This is a genomic window from Mesorhizobium sp. M0185, from assembly GCF_040322175.1.
In the GTDB taxonomy this organism is placed as follows: domain Bacteria; phylum Pseudomonadota; class Alphaproteobacteria; order Rhizobiales; family Rhizobiaceae; genus Mesorhizobium.
In genome coordinates, this window is record NZ_JAMYSY010000015.1 from 17,116 (window position 1) to 31,957 (window position 14,842).

A 14,842-nucleotide genomic window follows, 5' to 3' on the forward strand; every position below is an offset into this window, starting at 1 on the left:
CCCGCTACTTTACCGCACCGAATGTCAGGCCTCGGACCAGCTGCTTCTGGCTGAACCAGCCCATGATCAGGATCGGCGCGATCGCCAGCGTCGAGGCGGCCGAAAGCTTGGCCCAGAACAGCCCCTGCGGGCTGGAGAAGGAGCTGATGAAAGCGGTGAGCGGCGCGGCCTCGGTGGTGGTCAGCCGGATCGTCCAGAACGCCTCGTTCCAGGCGAGAATGATGTTGAGCAGCATGGTCGAGGCGATGCCGGGGACCGCCATCGGCGTCAGCACGTAGATGATCTCGTTCCAGAGCGATGCGCCGTCCATGCGCGCCGCTTCCAGGATCTCGCCCGGGATCTCGCGAAAATAGGTGTAAAGCATCCAGACCACGATCGGCAGGTTGATCAGCATCAGCATGACCATCAGGCCGATGCGGCTGTCGAGCAGACCGGTATCGCGGAAGATCAGATAGATCGGAAACAGCACGGCGACGGCCGGCATCATCTTGGTGGAAAGCATCCACATCAGGATGTCCTTGGTGCGTTTGCCCGGCGAAAACGCCATCGACCATGCCGCCGGTACCGCGACAAGCAGAGCCAGGATGGTAGAGCCTACCGAAAGGAACACCGAGTTTAGGAAGAATTTGAAATAGCCGTTCTGCGCCTGGACCTCGGAATAGCTCTCCGTGGTTCCCGAAGGGAACAGGTTGAAACCCTGGATGGCCTCCTGCTCCGACTTGAACGAGGTGATGATCGTATAAAGGATCGGGAAGAAGATCAGCAGCGCAACGATCCAGGCGGCCGCGGTCGCAATCGTCTTGTGCTGGGTGGTGACTGCACGTGCCATCTTATCCTCCCTTATTTATCCAGGTTCTTGCCGACAGCGCGCATGGCGAAGAAGGCAACGATGTTGGCGAGAATGACGGCAATGATACCGCCGGCGGACGCCTGGCCGATTTTGAACTCCAGCAATGCCTTCTGATAGACGAGGAAGGGCAGGTTGGTGGAGGCGTAACCCGGGCCGCCATTGGTGGTGACGAGGATCTCGGCATAGACCGACAGCAGGAAGATCGTCTGGATCAGGATGACGACGGTTATGGCGCGCGACATATGAGGCAGCGTCAAATAGATGAAGCGGCTGATGAAGCCGGCGCCGTCCATTTCGGCGGCTTCCTTCTGCTCGACGTCGAGCGACTGAAGCGCGGTCAACAGGATTAGCGTAGCAAACGGCAGCCATTGCCAGGCAACGATGATGATGATCGCCAGGAGCGGGTGCTGCCCGAACCAATCGATCGGCTGCCCGCCGAAGAAGCGCGCAATATCGGCGAAAACCCCGTACTGCGGATGCATGATCATGTTCTTCCAGACCAGTGCTGCCACCGGTGGCATGACGAAGAACGGCGAGATGACAAGGATGCGGACGATGCCCTGTCCCCACATCGGCTGATCGAGCAGAAGGGCGAGCAGAATACCGCCGATCACCGTGATCAAAAGCACGCTGACGACGATGGTGAGCGTGTTGAGGATCGACTGCAGGAATGCCGGGTTGGAATAGAACAGCGCGTAGTTCGAAAACCCGACGAAGCCGTCGCGCATCGGATTGAGCGGGTTGTATTGCTGGAAGGAAAACCACAGCGTGAATGCCAGCGGCACAATCATCCAGACCAGCAGCAGCACCACGGATGGCGCCATCATGAAACGGGCAAGCGAACGGGTCTGCTGAGTAGCCATGACGGTCACCCTTCGAGGTCGGCCAAGTTTTCAGCGGTGTGAAAGCTGGCCGCCCGAACTGGGATTCGGGCGGCCGTTGCCGGTCGCCATTGGCAACCGGCACCGGGAGGAGCTTACTTGATGTAACCGCCCTCGGTCATCGTCGCGGTGGCGGCGTCCTGCGCCTGCTTCAAGGCATCGTCGACGCTCGACTGGCCGGCAAGTGCCGCCGAGAAGAGCTGGCCGACGGTGGTGCCGAGACCCTGGAACTCAGGAATGGCGACGAACTGGACGCCGACATAAGGCACCGGCTTGACGGCCGGGTGCGTCGGATCGGCGGAGTTGATCGAGTCCAGCGTCATCTTGGCGAAAGGTGCTGCCTTCTGGTATTCGGGATTGGCATAGAGCGACGAGCGCGTTCCCGGCGGAACGTTGGCCCAGCCTTCCTTCGAGGCGACGAGCTCGGCATAGTGCTTGCTGGTTGCCCAGGATACGAACTTTTGAGCGGCGTCGGCCTTCTGCGTGCCGGCGGGGATGGCTAGCGACCATGCCCACAGCCAATTGCCGCGCTTGCCGAGGCCATTGTCCGGCGCCAGCGCATAGCCGACCTTGTCGGCGACGGTGGAGTTCTTCGGGTCGGAAACGAAGGAGGCAGCGACGGTAGCGTCGATCCACATGCCGCATTTGCCCTGCTGGAACAGCGCCAGGTTTTCGTTGAAGCCGTTGGACGACGCGCCCTCGGGGCCGTCGGCCTTCATCAGGTCGACATAGAACTGCAGCGTGTTCTTCCATTCGGGCTGGTCGAATTGCGGCTTCCAGTTCTCGTCGAACCAGCGCGCGCCGAACGAGTTCGACATGGCGGTCAGGAAGGCCATGTTCTCGCCCCAGCCGGCCTTGCCGCGCAGGCAGACGCCGTTCACGCCGTTGGCGCGGTCGGTCATCTTGTCGGCGGCCTGCTTGATGAAGTCCCAGGTCGGTGCATCGGGCATCTTGAGCCCGGCCTTTTCCATCAGGTCCTTGCGGTACATGACGAAGGAGCTTTCGCCGTAGAACGGGGCTGCGTAGAGCTTGCCGTCGACCGACAGGCCGCCGGCTATGGCCGGGATGATGTCCTTGACGTCGTAATCGTCGCCGAGTTTGTCGAGCGGCAAAAGCCAGTTCTGCTTGGCCCAGATCGGCACTTCGTAGGTGCCGATGGTCATCACGTCGTACTGGCCACCCTTGGTGGCGATGTCGGTGGTGACGCGCTCGCGCAGGACGTTTTCCTCGAGCGTGACCCACTGCAGCTGAATGTCGGGATTTTTGGCGGTGAAGTCGTCGGTCAGCTTCTGCATGCGGACCATGTCGCCATTGTTGACCGTGGCGATGGTGATGGATTCGGCATGCGCGGCGAAAGCGAGGGCGCTGGCCGAGAACAGGCCTAGGGTGAACGTGCGAAGTTTCATCAAAATTCCTCCCATAAACCAAGATGAGCATTTGCCTTGGCTGTGAGCAATTACTCACTTGCGATGAATTATGTCAAGACGGATTCGTTGCTGCAGCGCAGCACGCCGGGTCTCGTGCAGCGGCAAGCGTTTGCGGCATGTCTGACGAAGGATTCGGCCGGGCTGATTGGGCCCGGCGCTTTGCTATCGGGCTTGCTGGGATTCAGCCTACTGGCAAGCGATCTCGCTCAGGATCCAATCGCGGAAGGCGCGGATCTTCGGCACGTTGCGTCGTGCCGTCGGATAGACTAGCCAATAGGCGTGGCCGTCGTCTCCGACCAGATCAAAGGGCTGGATCAGGCGGCCGTCGGCAAGTTCGGTCTTGAACAGCGCCTTGGTAACGATCGCCACGCCGTGGCCGGCAATCGCGGCATTGGCCTCGTAGGCCTGCGCGCCCATGCTGGTGCCGGGACGCTTGGCCAGCTCCTCGACCGGCAGGCCGGCGGCGGCAAACCAGTCCCGCCACCAGATGTCACCCGGGTCGAGGATCGGCAGCCGCAGCAGGTCGGCCGGCTCCTTGACGCCGCCGATGCTTGCCGCGAGCTTTGGACTAAGGACCGGCGTGAAATCGGCCCTGAAAAGCATATGAGTCTCGACGCCCGGCCAGTTGCCGCCGCCGGAGCGGATGGCGATGTCGATATCCTCTCTGGCAAAGTCGACAACCCTGTTCGAAGTATCGACGCGCACCGCCAGCGACGGATGCGCGACCTGGAACGAACCGAGATGCTGCGCCAGCCAATTGGAGGCAAATGTCAGCAGCGTCGAAACGCAAAGCACGCCGTCGGCGCCGGTGCGCGCGGCGGCATAGGCGCCGCTCAACAGCGCGAACGCCTCGCTGACCGCGGGCGCCAGGCGCTGGCCGGGTTCGGTCAGCACGATCTGTTTTGGCTGGCGCAAGAACAGGGGCGCGCCGATGCGCTCCTCCAGAAGCTTGATCTGATAGCTTGCCGCCGCCTGCGTCATGCCAAGCTCCTGGGCGGCCTTGGTGAACGAGAGATGCCGCGCCACCGCCTCGAACACCCGGATCGCCTGAAGCGGAGGAAGCTGCGAAACCAGCTGTCGTGAATTGAGCTCCGGCATAAGCCCTCCTTATGGGCAGTGATCGACGTTTGATTGGCGGCACCGGCCGGTCCTACCGATATTCTGTATTGAAGATCAATTACGCCTAGAGATAGCGAAGGCTGACGATCATGACCACAATACAGGAAAAGCTGCTTCTTGCTCCAGCCCATGGCTGGTTTTCACGGTTGGCGCGGGGATTGGCAAGGCACGCGGCGCGGAAACGGGCCTATCTCGACGTCCGGGAGCTGCCGCCGCATCTGCAGCGCGACATGGGCTTTCTCGACGGCAACGATCCTTGCGGCCGGCACCAGTAGTGACGCTCGTTTTATCGGGGATTCAGATGCGTTTCGATTTCACATGATCGTTTCCGACCGCCAGCGGCTCGGAGATCATGCGCCCGCCAGCAAGGCGGCGGCGGTCCGCTCATCGGTGATGAGGCCGTTGACCAGCCGCCGGTTGACGGCGGCGAAGATGCCCGGCAGCTTGCGGTCGCCCATGGCAAGCGCGATCACCAGCGACTTTTCGCGCGACGGCAGCGGCGCCGACGACACCCGATCATTGGTGATGCCCTCGATCATGCGGCCGTCACGATCGAATACCCAGCCGACGATCTCGGCGACGCCGCCGGCCTTCTGCAGCGCCTTTAATTCACCCTCCGAAATGAAGCCGTCCTCGTAAAGCGGCGCCTTCGGGCCGAGATCGCCGATGCCGACAAAGGTGACGTCGGCCTCGGCCGCAAGCGCCAGCGTCGGCTGGATCATCGGCTGGCTGAGCAGCATCTCGCGCTCCTCGGGCGAGGAAGCGATGACCGGCAAAGGCATCGGAAACGAACGCGCCTTGACCCTGTCGGCCATGGTGAAGATGACGTTGTAGAAGGCCGCCGAGCCGTCCGGCGAGATGTTGCCGGTCAGCGACACCACTTTGTGCTGCGGGCATTCCATCGGCGGCAGTTGCTCGATCGCGGCCTTCAGCGTGCGGCCGGTGCCGATCGCCATGACGATCGGCACCGGCGACCGCAGCCGCCGTTCGATCTCGGCCGCCGCCGCCTCGGCGACGCCGATGACGGTGGAGGAAGAAGAAGGGTCGCTCGGCACCACCTCGACCAGATCAAGCGCAAAGCGCGATTTCAGCCGTGCCGCAAGGTCGAGGCAATTGGCGATCGGATGGTCGACGCGCACCTTGATCAGCCCTTCGGAGACTGCGAGCGACACCAGCCGCTGCGCCGTCTGCCGCGAGATGCCAAGCGTGGCGGCGATCTGGTCCTGGGTGTTGCCTGCGACATAATAGAGCCAGCCGGCACGCGCCGCGTCGTCCAGCCTGTTGCCGCCGCTGTCCTGCCGCGAATTCAAGTTCCTGCCTCCCAACCCCGCCGAGCATAAGAGGCGGAGCGCAGTAGTTTCGCAGGGAATGAACTTGCGCGCAATTGCCTATTGTAAGAGCAATTGCTTAGTGATGAAACTTGGTGTTTGGAGCGAAGTGACAGGTCGACCCAGTCTCGTTGCAACAGCAAGGCTGTCGAGGTCGCACCAGTCCCGGTTCTAAAGCGCGTTGCGTTCGATCGGCCTCATGCGGCGCGTTTTAGGTTCCTTTTTATGCATGTCGTCATCGCAAAACCGCTGCACACTTTGCGCGACATGCATTAGCGGGGACGCGGCGGTTTATCTCGCGCGCTAAACGCTTTAAGGAATTTTTTGAGAATGGAGCCTTGCATGACGCCGAAAGCGGTTTTCTGGGATATGGACGGCACGCTGGTCGACAGCGAGCCGCTGCACGAGGCGGCGCTGATTGCGGCGCTGCGCGGCGTCGGCATCGCGCCGCCGGCCGACCTGCATGAGCGCGTGCTCGGCATCGCCGCATGGCCGGTCTACGAAATGCTGCGCGACGAGTTCGGCCTCGACCTGCCTTTCGACGACTGGATCGTGCGCAAATACGATCACTATCTGCCGATGGCCGAAACGCTGACGCCACGCACCGGCGCGATCGAGATTTTCAATGAGCTGCGCGCGCTTGGCGTGCCGCAAGCGGTGGTGTCCAACTCGGACAGGCTGATCGTCGATGCCAATCTGCGCGCCGTAGGCCTCGTATATCCCGGCATGAAGACGGTCAGCCGCAACGACGTGCGTGAAGGCAAGCCGCATGCCGAACCTTTCCTGCGCGCCGCCTGGTTGGCCGACGTCGATCCCGCCGAGGCCGTGGCGGTCGACGACAGCGTGACCGGCGCCACGGCGGGGCTGGCAGCTGGAATGAAGACGATTTTCTGGCCAGAGGTGCCCATGGAGGGGCCGCCGGGGGCGATTGTCATCAACAGCGCCGGCGAATTGCGGGCCGAACTCGGGCTTTAAGCCAGGCCCGGCGGGACCGCGCTCAACTCCGGTAGGCAGGCTCCTGCTCGTCGAGGATCGCCTTCAGTTCGGAAAGGTGGCGCTCGGCCTGGCCGGGATAGTCTTCCTGTTCCCTTGCCGCTTTCTCCGCGATCTCATCCGACAGTACCCGCAGCGGCCGGCCGGTCCACAGCGCCTTGATATAGGTTTCGGCGGCGCGCTCGAAATAGAACATGCGGTTGAAGGTGTCGGCGACGCTGTCGCCGATGACCAGCACGCCATGGTTGCCCATCACCATCACCTTGACCTTCGGGTCGACAAGAAGCTGGGAGCAGCGCTCGCCCTCTTCCTCGAAGGCCAGCCCGCCATAATGAGCGTCGACGACATGGCGGTTGAAGAAGATCGCCGAGTTCTGGTCGATCGGCGGCAACGTCGAGTCGGCGAGCGAGGCAAGCACGGTGGCGTGGATCGAGTGGACATGCATGACGCAGCGTGCATGACGCACGTTGCGATGGATGGCGCCATGCAGGCCCCACGCCGTCGGGTCGGGCGCATTCGGGCCGGCCAGCGTGTCGGGATCGTTGGCGTCGATCAACAGCAGGTCGCTCGCCTTGATGCGCGAGAAATGCACCTGGTTGGGGTTCATCAGGAACTGCGAGCCATCGTCGTTGACCGCCAGCGAGAAATGATTGGCCACCGCCTCGTGCATGTTGAGCCGCGCCGTCCAGCGGAAGGCGCAAGCGAGATCGACGCGCTCCTCATAAAACGGCAGGTTGGTCAGCACTTCCTTCTGCAGGCGGGCGATGCTCATCGTAACCTCCGTGAAAGAGGCGAGGATGCCGCGCGACTGGAACGCGCGCAACCGGTTTCGTTTGGTGCAGGCGAACGCGATTGCTATGCCGCCGTGCTGGTGGCAGTGCCGGCTCTCAGCCCGCCATACTCGACGATGAAATCTATCACCTCCTGAAGCCCTTTGCCGCGCGACAGGTCGGTGAAGCCAAACGGCCGTTTGCCGCGCATGCGGGCAGCGTCGCTTTCCATCACGTCGAGATTGACGTTCACATAGGGCGCAAGGTCGCTCTTGTTGATGACCAGGAAATCCGACCGCGTGATTGCCGGGCCGCCCTTGCGCGGGATCTCCTCGCCCTGGCAAACCGAGATGACATAGAGCGTCAGGTCGGCAAGGTCCGGCGAGAAGGTGGCGGCGAGGTTGTCGCCGCCCGATTCGATGAAGACGATGTCGAGATCCGGGAATTTTCTGGTCATTTCGGCGATCGCCTGCAGATTGATCGAGGCGTCCTCGCGAATGGCGGTGTGCGGGCAGCCGCCGGTCTCGACGCCGATGATGCGATCCTCAGGGAGCGCCTGCAGCCGGGCCAGCATCATGGCGTCTTCCTTGGTGTAGATGTCGTTGGTGACGACGGCGATGGAGAACTCGTCACGCAGCGCCTTGCAGAGCTTTTCGGTGAGCGTCGTCTTGCCGGAGCCGACCGGGCCGCCGATGCCGATGCGAAGAGGACCGTTGGCTTGTGTCATCTAGGGAACTCCGTGATGGCAAGAATGGCGAAGCCGAGGCCGATCAACAGACAGAGCGGCGAATAGTAGCTGACATCAAGCCGCGCGAAAGGCTGTTCGGGCGCCAGCCGGCGCCACCAGGGCGTGAAGCCGGCAATGCCGCGCGCCAGGAAGACCAGCGCGATGAGTAGCGCTGTGGCGGCGAGCCCTGCCTTGGGAAAGGGCGTGGCAAACACGCCTTCGAGCGCCATCGGCCATAGCGTCGCCAGGCCGAGGCAGGCGGCGACGGCGAAGCTGGCGAAGGGCGCCGGCATTTCGTCGACGCCACGGAAGCCGACCACCGCGCGGGCGCAGGAGGCGGCGTCCCTGCCCGGCCAGATGCCGCCAATGCCCCAATAAACATGCAGCGTGGTGATCAGCAGCAGGACCAGCGAGAGCGCGAAGGCGAGAATGATCATGAGCTCAGACCCGAGGCAAACAGGTAGCTTCCGCCAACTTTGAAATTCCAGCCACCATTGTCCTCGCTATGGTCAGGCCTGAACCGCAGTGTTGCGCCACCAGCAAAACGAATTTCTGCTTGTTGCCGAAATCCACGCAACTGTGTCCCGACGACTATGGTCCCGATCATCAATTCGATTTCCTTGGCGATCCGACGTGGATTGTCTGACGAGCGCAGACTATAGCCGTTGGGACCACGCAACTCCCATGCAGCGGAGGCCAAAAAGAGATCGCGCTTGGCAATCCTGGAATAACCAGTGCGACGTTTGCCGCTCCTGCGCTTTGCGTAGCGACGCGGCTCAGTTGCACCAAACCCGAGGTTGATCGTCGATCCGATCGAATGCCCGACCACACAGACCGACAACTGGCGAATGCCATTGAGTGCCTCGACAAGGTGAAGCCTGTTCGCGCTGAGGCTCATGAGCGGAACAGCCGCGAATATTGCGTCTCGTGCTTCATCGCCATGATGTCCGAGACGAACGCGCAGCCGCCGAGATCGTCAAGCGTCGAGCCGGAAGCGCGAGCGGCAGTTTCCAACGCCAGTGGCTCGAAGCCGGCGAGCAGCGCGGTCGCTCCGGTCTGGCCAACGATGCCAAGCCGGATCGCAGCCTGGACGAGATTGGAGAAGAAGGCCTGCAGAAAGGCCGCCAGGGCGTCCCGCAGCGCAATGCCGTGATCGCCGGCAACGGCGCCGACGGCAACGCAATAGGCACATTCGGCCGGCAGGCGATCCAGCACCTGGCACGGCCAGGCGAAGGCCGCCTTCAGGAAAGCAGCGCCCTGCAGCATGGTCTCGGCATGGCGCTCGCGCGAGCCTGCCAGAGCTTCGGCAAGGGCGACGATTTCATCGAGATCGCCGGTTTCGCGCGCCCTGCGCCAGCTTTCGGCAAACAGCACCGCATCATTCCAGCCCGAACCCATCTCGAACAGCGTTTCCAGCCACGCGGCGAGCTCTTTGCTGTCGGCAACCAGCCCGGCATGCACGGCTTGCTCGAGACCATGGCTGTAGGAAAAGCCGCCGACCGGGAAGGAAGGCGACAGCCACGCCATCAGCCGCAACAAAGCAATATTGGAAGGCTGGGCAACGTTGGAAGGCTGGTCAGTCATGGTCATGGTCATGCGAATGGCTGTGGGAATGCGATTCGCTATGGCCATGGGAATGCGATTCGCTATGGCCATGGGAATGCGCTTCGGCGTGGCTGTGCGCATGCGCCTTGGCATGAGCGTGGCCGTGGCCGCCATGCCCGGAATAGGCGCCGCGCACCGGCTTGAACGGCTCGGAGACGTCGCTCACCGTGGCGCCCAATCCCTCCAGCATCGCCTTGATGACATGGTCGCGCAGAATGAGGATGCGCCCAGCTTCGATGGCGGCTGGGAGATGGCGGTTGCCGATGTGCCAGGCAAGCTCTGCCAGATGGACAGGGTCGCTGGCCCTGATATCGTAGAGCGGCTCCTCGGCGGCGATGATCTCGATGTGGCGGCCATCCTCCAGCACCAGCCGGTCACCATGGTTCAAGGTCACCGGTTCGGGCAGGTCGACCAGCACCTTGTCGCCACGGGCCGTTTCGATGGCGCGACGGCGCAGATGCCGCTCGTCATGGGCAAGCACCGCCCGGTCGTATGGCGTGGTGGTTCCGGCTTCGCCTGCGGCCAGGACGGCGACGGCGCGCGGGAATTTGGTGAAGTCGGTGCGAATATCGAGCTTCATGTAAGACTGCCTCTCCCAAAAGCCTAGCCTATCGCGTCCGCCGCCCCAATGGGGCTCAGACGATCGTGTCGAAGAGCCGCAGGATGAACGATATCTGATAGACGAGCGCGCCGGCGACAAAGGCGATGTGAAAGCGGCGGTCGCGCAGCAGGATCGCAATGACGCAAAGCGCGACGAAAACCGGTGTGCGGATCAGATATTCGACGCCAAAATGGGCGAAATGCTCCGGCCCTTTCAGCAGCGTATCGATCACGTCGAGCAGATAGGTCGCCGCCAGCAGGCCGAAGAACCAGGCCCGGCGCGAATAAAAGAAATCCTCATAGCTGGTGTAGTCCAGCATCGAATCCGGAAACAGCAGCGCGCAGAGCAGGAACAGCGTGACGGCGTAGAAGATGATGAACAGGTATTTGCCGAAGGTCCAATTCTCGATCTGGAACAGGCCGAACTCCCACCACCAGAAATGCACCAGCATTAAAAGCACCGACGCAACCCAGGCGAGGTGCACGGGATAGAGCCGGTATTGGCCGGGATGCTGGACGATGCGGGCGACCCCCGACAGCAGGCGGGTGACGCCGAGGCCGATCACCATGCCCAGGACGATGCGGATATGCGGGAAAATGTCGTGGGCGTAGGGGAGTTGCGGGTCCATAGGCCTGGCGCGGCATGTTCTACATCGGTCGTTCTAACGCCTATGGTTCAGAACAGGAAGTAGCGTTGCGCCATCGGCAGCACGGTAGCCGGCTCGCAGGTCAGGAGTTCGCCGTCGGCGCGGACCTCATAGGTTTCGGGGTCGACCTCGACATGCGGCGTGGCGTCATTGAGCACCATCGAATGCTTGCCGATGCCGCCGCGGGTGTTTTCGACCGCGACCATCTGCTTGTCGACGCCGAGCCTGCCGCGCAGGCCGGCGTCGAGCGCGGCCTTCGAAACGAAGGTCACCGACGAATTGGTCATCGCCTTGCCGTAGGCCCCGAACATCGGCCGGTAATGTATCGGCTGCGGCGTCGGGATCGAGGCGTTGGGATCGCCCATCGGGGCGGCGGCGATCATGCCGCCGATCAGCACCATGTCCGGCTTGACGCCGAAAAAGGCCGGATTCCACAGCACGAGGTCGGCGCGTTTTCCCACCGCCACCGAGCCGATGTCCTTCGACAGGCCATGCGCGATGGCCGGATTGATGGTGTATTTGGCGATGTAGCGGCGGACGCGGAAATTGTCGTTGTCGCCGGTCTCCTGCGGCAGCGAACCGCGCTGGCGCTTCATCTTGTCGGCGGTCTGCCAGCAGCGGATCGCCACTTCGCCGACACGGCCCATGGCCTGGCTGTCCGACGAGATGATCGAGAAGGCGCCGATGTCGTGCAGAATGTCTTCGGCGGCGATGGTTTCCTTGCGGATGCGGCTTTCGGCAAAGGCGATATCTTCGGGGATCGACGGCGACAGATGGTGACAGACCATCAGCATGTCGAGGTGTTCGGCCAGCGTGTTGATCGTGTAGGGGCGGGTCGGGTTGGTCGAGGACGGAATGACGTTAGGCAGGCCGCAGACCTTGATGATATCAGGCGCGTGGCCGCCGCCGGCGCCTTCGGTGTGGAAGGCATGGATGGTGCGGCCCTTGATCGCCGCGACCGTGTTTTCGACGAAGCCGGACTCGTTCAGCGTGTCGGTGTGGATCATCACCTGCACGTCGTAATCGTCGGCGACCGACAGGCAGCAGTCGATTGCAGCCGGCGTCGTGCCCCAGTCCTCGTGCAGCTTCAGCGAGCAGGCGCCGGCGAGCACCATCTCCTCGAGCGCGGCAGGCAGCGACGCGTTGCCCTTGCCCGACAGGCCGATATTCATCGGGAAGGCGTCGAAAGACTGGATCATGCGCGCCAGGTGCCACGGCCCAGGCGTGCAGGTGGTGGCCAGCGTGCCGTGCGCCGGGCCGGTGCCGCCGCCGAGCATGGTGGTGATGCCCGACATCAGCGCTTCCTCGATCTGCTGCGGGCAGATGAAGTGGATATGCGCGTCGAAGCCGCCGGCGGTCAGGATCTTGCCCTCGCCGGCGATGATCTCGGTGCCGGGACCGATGATGATGGTGACGCCGCCTTGGGTATCCGGATTGCCGGCCTTGCCGATCGCGGCGATACGGCCGTCCCTGAGGCCGATATCTGCCTTGACGATACCGGCGGTGGCATCGACGACCAACGCATTGGTGATGACGGTGTCGACCGCGCCTTGCGCGCGCGACACCTGGCTCTGGCCCATGCCGTCGCGGATGACCTTGCCGCCGCCGAACTTCACCTCCTCGCCGTGAAGAGTGAGATCCCTTTCGACCTCGATGAACAGCTCGGTGTCGGCGAGCCGGACCTTGTCGCCGACGGTCGGGCCGTACATCTGCGCATAGGCGGCGCGGGTGATTTTAGCCATCAGCAATTGCTCCCGAAATACAGCCCGAAAATACCGCTTGTCGAAGCCAGGCCCCACATTGCCGCCATCCTATGGTCACGCAATGACCCGCTGAGCGACACTTTCCGATCCCATTTAGCGTTTGAGGTGGCCGGGCCACCCCAAAACGACCATTTGCCAATCGATGGAAAGGAACATCCATGCGCAAAACGACCCTTCTGGCAGCCGCCGCCACGCTGGTGCTCGCAACCGCCGCCAGCGCCCAGCAACAGCCTGCGCAGCAGCCCAGTCCGGCGCCGGCTGCGCCTGCTCCTGCCGCGCCCGGGGCGCAGCCGCAGGCGCCCACCATCCAGGCGATCAACGTCGTCGATATCAAGGATCTGCCCGCGGACACTCAAGCCAAGGTCAACGAGGTGATCGCCAAGCGCAGCGATGCCGACCTGCAGAAACTGCGCGGCTCGATCGACGCGACACCGCAGGTCAAATCCGCGCTCGAAGCCAAGGGGCTCACCTCGGCGCAGGTGATCGCCGCCAGCATGAGCACCAATGGCGCGCTGACGCTGATCACCAAGAAAGCGAGCTGACGAGACGATGCGGCGGGCCGGCGCTCGGCCAGCCCGCCGCATCGCGAAGGGAACCTTCACGGGGGACGTTACGTTTCGGTCCTGTCGCCCTGACACGAGCCTCGAAAAGGACCCTGAGAACGAGCGATGGCGACCACCACCTTCTCCGACACCAGATGGCTGCATGGGATTGCCGCGACCGCGTTTCTGGCAGCCAGCATTCCGCACGCCGCGCTGAACGCGCAGAGCCTCGATAGCGCCGAGACCGTCAACCGGATCGTCGGCTCGGAGGTCGGCCAGGAAGAGACCCAGACAAATGCGGAAGCCGGCAAGGTCAGTTCGGCGATCGACCGCACGCGTGAAAACATCGCCGCCGTGCGCAAGACATCCAAGCTCGACAAGGTCGATATCGTGTTTCTTACCGATGCCGCGCGCACCGAAGGCGGCCCGCCGCCGGCGATCGAAAACAAGGTCAGGCAACATCGGGACGACATCGCCGAGCTGCGCAAGGAGATCGAGGCGAACGCATTGCTGTTCAACGCCATCGATTCGCGGCGAGTGCAAACCGAGGACGTTCTGGCGGTGGAATTCGACGATCCGGGAAAGGTCGTCATCTATGCGGCGGCCAAGCCGCCCGGCTGAGCCGAAACTGCTCGACGCCTTCGATCTCACAGCGCGCCCATGATCTTCTGCTGAAATCCGTAGACCTCGCGCTTGCCGCCGAACGGCACCAGGGTAACGTCGCGCTCTTGGCCGGGCTCGAAACGCATGGCGGTGCCGGCAGCGATGTCGAGGCGCATGCCGCGGGCCTTGTCGCGATCGAATCTCAGTCCCTCATTGGTCTCGAAGAAATGATAATGGCTGCCTACCTGGATCGGCCGGTCGCCGCTGTTGGCTACCTTCAAGGTGACCGTCGCCAGACCCTTGTTCAGTTCGATCTCGCCGCTTGCCGTGATGATTTCACCTGGGATCATTGATTGCCTTCCGTTTCACGGTCGCAGGATCAGGCGGCCTTGCGGGCCGGACCACAGCCTTCTGCCTTGAGGACGCGCTTGGTGGAGGCCGGATATTTCGTCAGCAGCGCTGCCGGACGGATCGGGCGGGCCGAGAAGTTGCCGCCGCAATTCGGACAGGCGCCGCCGAGCACGTTTTGTGCGCAGTCGGCGCAAAAGGTGCATTCGAAGGTGCAGATCACCGCATCCGTCGCATCGGGCGGCAGATCCTTGTCGCAGCACTCGCAGTTGGGACGCAGCTCAAGCATTTTCCTCTCCTTGGCGGTGTTATCTGATCGGCTCGTGCACGGTCACCAGCTTGGTGCCGTCTGGAAACGTCGCCTCGACCTGCACATCGTGGATCATTTCTGCAATGCCTTCCATCACCTGGGCCCGGGTGACGACATGGGCGCCGGCCTCCATCAGCTCGGCGACCGCGCGGCCGTCGCGGGCACCCTCGACGACGAAATCGGTGATCAGCGCGATCGCTTCCGGATGATTGAGCTTGACGCCGCGTTCGAGCCGCTTGCGGGCCACGATCGCCGCCATGGCGATCAGCAGCTTGTCTTTCTCCCTCGGCGTCAGATTCATGCTTTTTCCTGCGGTGACACAATCGAAA

General features: G+C 62.8%; 20 protein-coding genes. 4 read left to right on the forward strand and 16 right to left on the reverse strand.

Annotation, left to right across the window (positions count from 1 at the left end; genetic code table 11):
- Window positions 1-4: 4 nt before the first annotated feature.
- The 4 genes from NKJ20_RS14210 to gcvA all read right to left on the reverse strand — a co-directional run bounded on the left by NKJ20_RS14210 (window position 5) and on the right by gcvA (window position 4,256).
- Window positions 5-829 carry a carbohydrate ABC transporter permease gene (locus NKJ20_RS14210; RefSeq protein WP_352744765.1) on the reverse strand — a complete coding sequence of 275 codons (825 nt, stop codon included), beginning with the start codon at window positions 827-829 and terminating at the stop codon, window positions 5-7.
- Window positions 830-840: 11 nt separating this feature from the next.
- Window positions 841-1,713, reverse strand: coding sequence for a carbohydrate ABC transporter permease (locus tag NKJ20_RS14215; RefSeq protein WP_023676993.1), 873 nt, complete (start codon window positions 1,711-1,713; stop codon window positions 841-843).
- Window positions 1,714-1,826: 113 nt separating this feature from the next.
- Window positions 1,827-3,137, reverse strand: a complete 1,311-nt coding sequence (locus NKJ20_RS14220) for an ABC transporter substrate-binding protein (RefSeq protein ID WP_352744767.1) — start codon at window positions 3,135-3,137, stop codon at window positions 1,827-1,829.
- A 207-nt stretch (window positions 3,138-3,344) separates the two neighbouring features.
- Window positions 3,345-4,256, reverse strand: a complete 912-nt coding sequence (gene gcvA, locus NKJ20_RS14225) for a transcriptional regulator GcvA (protein ID WP_292662413.1) — start codon at window positions 4,254-4,256, stop codon at window positions 3,345-3,347.
- A 110-nt stretch (window positions 4,257-4,366) separates the two neighbouring features.
- Between gcvA and NKJ20_RS14230 the strand changes: the two genes are divergently transcribed.
- Complete coding sequence (locus tag NKJ20_RS14230; RefSeq protein WP_254815832.1) at window positions 4,367-4,552, forward strand: hypothetical protein; 186 nt, start codon at window positions 4,367-4,369, stop codon at window positions 4,550-4,552.
- Window positions 4,553-4,627: 75 nt separating this feature from the next.
- Here NKJ20_RS14230 and NKJ20_RS14235 read toward each other — a convergent pair whose 3' ends face one another.
- The gene (locus tag NKJ20_RS14235; protein WP_023676997.1) at window positions 4,628-5,587 is read right to left on the reverse strand and encodes a sugar-binding transcriptional regulator; all 960 of its coding nucleotides are present in this window, start codon (window positions 5,585-5,587) and stop codon (window positions 4,628-4,630) included.
- A 360-nt stretch (window positions 5,588-5,947) separates the two neighbouring features.
- On the opposite strand from NKJ20_RS14235, the gene NKJ20_RS14240 reads away from it, so the two are divergent.
- Entirely contained in the window at window positions 5,948-6,580 is a 633-nt protein-coding gene (locus NKJ20_RS14240) for an HAD family hydrolase (RefSeq protein WP_352744770.1), read from the forward strand.
- A gap of 22 nt (window positions 6,581-6,602) precedes the next feature.
- Here the strand turns inward: NKJ20_RS14240 and NKJ20_RS14245 are convergent, their stop codons facing one another.
- The 8 genes from NKJ20_RS14245 to ureC all read right to left on the reverse strand — a co-directional run bounded on the left by NKJ20_RS14245 (window position 6,603) and on the right by ureC (window position 12,689).
- Window positions 6,603-7,370, reverse strand: a complete 768-nt coding sequence (locus NKJ20_RS14245; RefSeq protein ID WP_352619420.1) for a class II aldolase and adducin N-terminal domain-containing protein — start codon at window positions 7,368-7,370, stop codon at window positions 6,603-6,605.
- Window positions 7,371-7,453: 83 nt separating this feature from the next.
- A complete protein-coding gene (gene ureG, locus NKJ20_RS14250) occupies window positions 7,454-8,095 on the reverse strand; it encodes an urease accessory protein UreG (RefSeq protein WP_352588667.1) in 642 nt (213 codons plus the stop codon).
- Entirely contained in the window at window positions 8,092-8,532 is a 441-nt protein-coding gene (locus NKJ20_RS14255; RefSeq protein ID WP_352744773.1) for a DUF3995 domain-containing protein, read from the reverse strand. Before NKJ20_RS14255 ends, ureG begins: the two co-directional genes overlap by 4 nt.
- Entirely contained in the window at window positions 8,529-8,993 is a 465-nt protein-coding gene (locus NKJ20_RS14260) for a hypothetical protein (RefSeq protein ID WP_352744776.1), read from the reverse strand. The genes NKJ20_RS14255 and NKJ20_RS14260 overlap by 4 nt, the downstream gene beginning before the upstream one ends.
- Window positions 8,990-9,691, reverse strand: coding sequence for an urease accessory protein UreF (locus tag NKJ20_RS14265; RefSeq protein ID WP_502894894.1), 702 nt, complete (start codon window positions 9,689-9,691; stop codon window positions 8,990-8,992). The genes NKJ20_RS14260 and NKJ20_RS14265 overlap by 4 nt, the downstream gene beginning before the upstream one ends.
- Complete coding sequence (locus NKJ20_RS14270) at window positions 9,672-10,280, reverse strand: urease accessory protein UreE (RefSeq protein ID WP_352744781.1); 609 nt, start codon at window positions 10,278-10,280, stop codon at window positions 9,672-9,674. The genes NKJ20_RS14265 and NKJ20_RS14270 overlap by 20 nt, the downstream gene beginning before the upstream one ends.
- A gap of 55 nt (window positions 10,281-10,335) precedes the next feature.
- Complete coding sequence (locus NKJ20_RS14275; protein WP_023677004.1) at window positions 10,336-10,929, reverse strand: hypothetical protein; 594 nt, start codon at window positions 10,927-10,929, stop codon at window positions 10,336-10,338.
- 47 nt (window positions 10,930-10,976) lie between these two features.
- Window positions 10,977-12,689: an urease subunit alpha gene (ureC, locus tag NKJ20_RS14280; protein ID WP_502894895.1), complete on the reverse strand. Its 1,713-nt coding sequence runs from the start codon at window positions 12,687-12,689 to the stop codon at window positions 10,977-10,979.
- A gap of 179 nt (window positions 12,690-12,868) precedes the next feature.
- Between ureC and NKJ20_RS14285 the strand changes: the two genes are divergently transcribed.
- Both NKJ20_RS14285 and NKJ20_RS14290 read left to right on the forward strand, forming a co-directional pair.
- Entirely contained in the window at window positions 12,869-13,252 is a 384-nt protein-coding gene (locus NKJ20_RS14285) for a hypothetical protein (protein WP_023677006.1), read from the forward strand.
- Between the two features lie 126 nt (window positions 13,253-13,378).
- On the forward strand, window positions 13,379-13,873 hold the full coding sequence (locus NKJ20_RS14290) for a hypothetical protein (protein WP_352744784.1): 495 nt from the start codon (window positions 13,379-13,381) through the stop codon (window positions 13,871-13,873).
- Window positions 13,874-13,899: 26 nt separating this feature from the next.
- Here the strand turns inward: NKJ20_RS14290 and NKJ20_RS14295 are convergent, their stop codons facing one another.
- The 3 genes from NKJ20_RS14295 to NKJ20_RS14305 are packed head-to-tail and all read right to left on the reverse strand — an operon-like array spanning window position 13,900 to window position 14,814.
- Window positions 13,900-14,205, reverse strand: a complete 306-nt coding sequence (locus NKJ20_RS14295) for an urease subunit beta (RefSeq protein ID WP_023677008.1) — start codon at window positions 14,203-14,205, stop codon at window positions 13,900-13,902.
- A 29-nt stretch (window positions 14,206-14,234) separates the two neighbouring features.
- Window positions 14,235-14,492, reverse strand: coding sequence for a DUF1272 domain-containing protein (locus NKJ20_RS14300; RefSeq protein WP_352744787.1), 258 nt, complete (start codon window positions 14,490-14,492; stop codon window positions 14,235-14,237).
- A gap of 19 nt (window positions 14,493-14,511) precedes the next feature.
- Window positions 14,512-14,814 carry an urease subunit gamma gene (locus NKJ20_RS14305; RefSeq protein ID WP_023677011.1) on the reverse strand — a complete coding sequence of 101 codons (303 nt, stop codon included), beginning with the start codon at window positions 14,812-14,814 and terminating at the stop codon, window positions 14,512-14,514.
- Between the last annotated feature and the right edge of the window lie 28 nt (window positions 14,815-14,842).

Bases quoted from the DNA above. Each gene is read 5' to 3' on its own strand.
- NKJ20_RS14255 (WP_352744773.1), bottom strand. From the start codon at position 8,532: ATGATCATTCTCGCCTTCGCGCTCTCGCTGGTCCTGCTGCTGATCACC.
- NKJ20_RS14295 (WP_023677008.1), bottom strand. From the start codon at position 14,205: ATGATCCCAGGTGAAATCATCACGGCAAGCGGCGAGATCGAACTGAAC.
- gcvA (WP_292662413.1), bottom strand. From the start codon at position 4,256: ATGCCGGAGCTCAATTCACGACAGCTGGTTTCGCAGCTTCCTCCGCTT.
- NKJ20_RS14215 (WP_023676993.1), bottom strand. From the start codon at position 1,713: ATGGCTACTCAGCAGACCCGTTCGCTTGCCCGTTTCATGATGGCGCCA.
- NKJ20_RS14285 (WP_023677006.1), top strand. From the start codon at position 12,869: ATGCGCAAAACGACCCTTCTGGCAGCCGCCGCCACGCTGGTGCTCGCA.
- NKJ20_RS14300 (WP_352744787.1), bottom strand. From the start codon at position 14,492: ATGCTTGAGCTGCGTCCCAACTGCGAGTGCTGCGACAAGGATCTGCCG.
- NKJ20_RS14275 (WP_023677004.1), bottom strand. From the start codon at position 10,929: ATGGACCCGCAACTCCCCTACGCCCACGACATTTTCCCGCATATCCGC.
- ureG (WP_352588667.1), bottom strand. From the start codon at position 8,095: ATGACACAAGCCAACGGTCCTCTTCGCATCGGCATCGGCGGCCCGGTC.
- NKJ20_RS14210 (WP_352744765.1), bottom strand. From the start codon at position 829: ATGGCACGTGCAGTCACCACCCAGCACAAGACGATTGCGACCGCGGCC.
- NKJ20_RS14245 (WP_352619420.1), bottom strand. From the start codon at position 7,370: ATGAGCATCGCCCGCCTGCAGAAGGAAGTGCTGACCAACCTGCCGTTT.
- NKJ20_RS14260 (WP_352744776.1), bottom strand. From the start codon at position 8,993: ATGAGCCTCAGCGCGAACAGGCTTCACCTTGTCGAGGCACTCAATGGC.
- ureC (WP_502894895.1), bottom strand. From the start codon at position 12,689: ATGGCTAAAATCACCCGCGCCGCCTATGCGCAGATGTACGGCCCGACC.
- NKJ20_RS14220 (WP_352744767.1), bottom strand. From the start codon at position 3,137: ATGAAACTTCGCACGTTCACCCTAGGCCTGTTCTCGGCCAGCGCCCTC.
- NKJ20_RS14270 (WP_352744781.1), bottom strand. From the start codon at position 10,280: ATGAAGCTCGATATTCGCACCGACTTCACCAAATTCCCGCGCGCCGTC.
- NKJ20_RS14265 (WP_502894894.1), bottom strand. From the start codon at position 9,691: ATGACCATGACCATGACTGACCAGCCTTCCAACGTTGCCCAGCCTTCC.
- NKJ20_RS14305 (WP_023677011.1), bottom strand. From the start codon at position 14,814: ATGAATCTGACGCCGAGGGAGAAAGACAAGCTGCTGATCGCCATGGCG.
- NKJ20_RS14240 (WP_352744770.1), top strand. From the start codon at position 5,948: ATGACGCCGAAAGCGGTTTTCTGGGATATGGACGGCACGCTGGTCGAC.
- NKJ20_RS14290 (WP_352744784.1), top strand. From the start codon at position 13,379: ATGGCGACCACCACCTTCTCCGACACCAGATGGCTGCATGGGATTGCC.
- NKJ20_RS14230 (WP_254815832.1), top strand. From the start codon at position 4,367: ATGACCACAATACAGGAAAAGCTGCTTCTTGCTCCAGCCCATGGCTGG.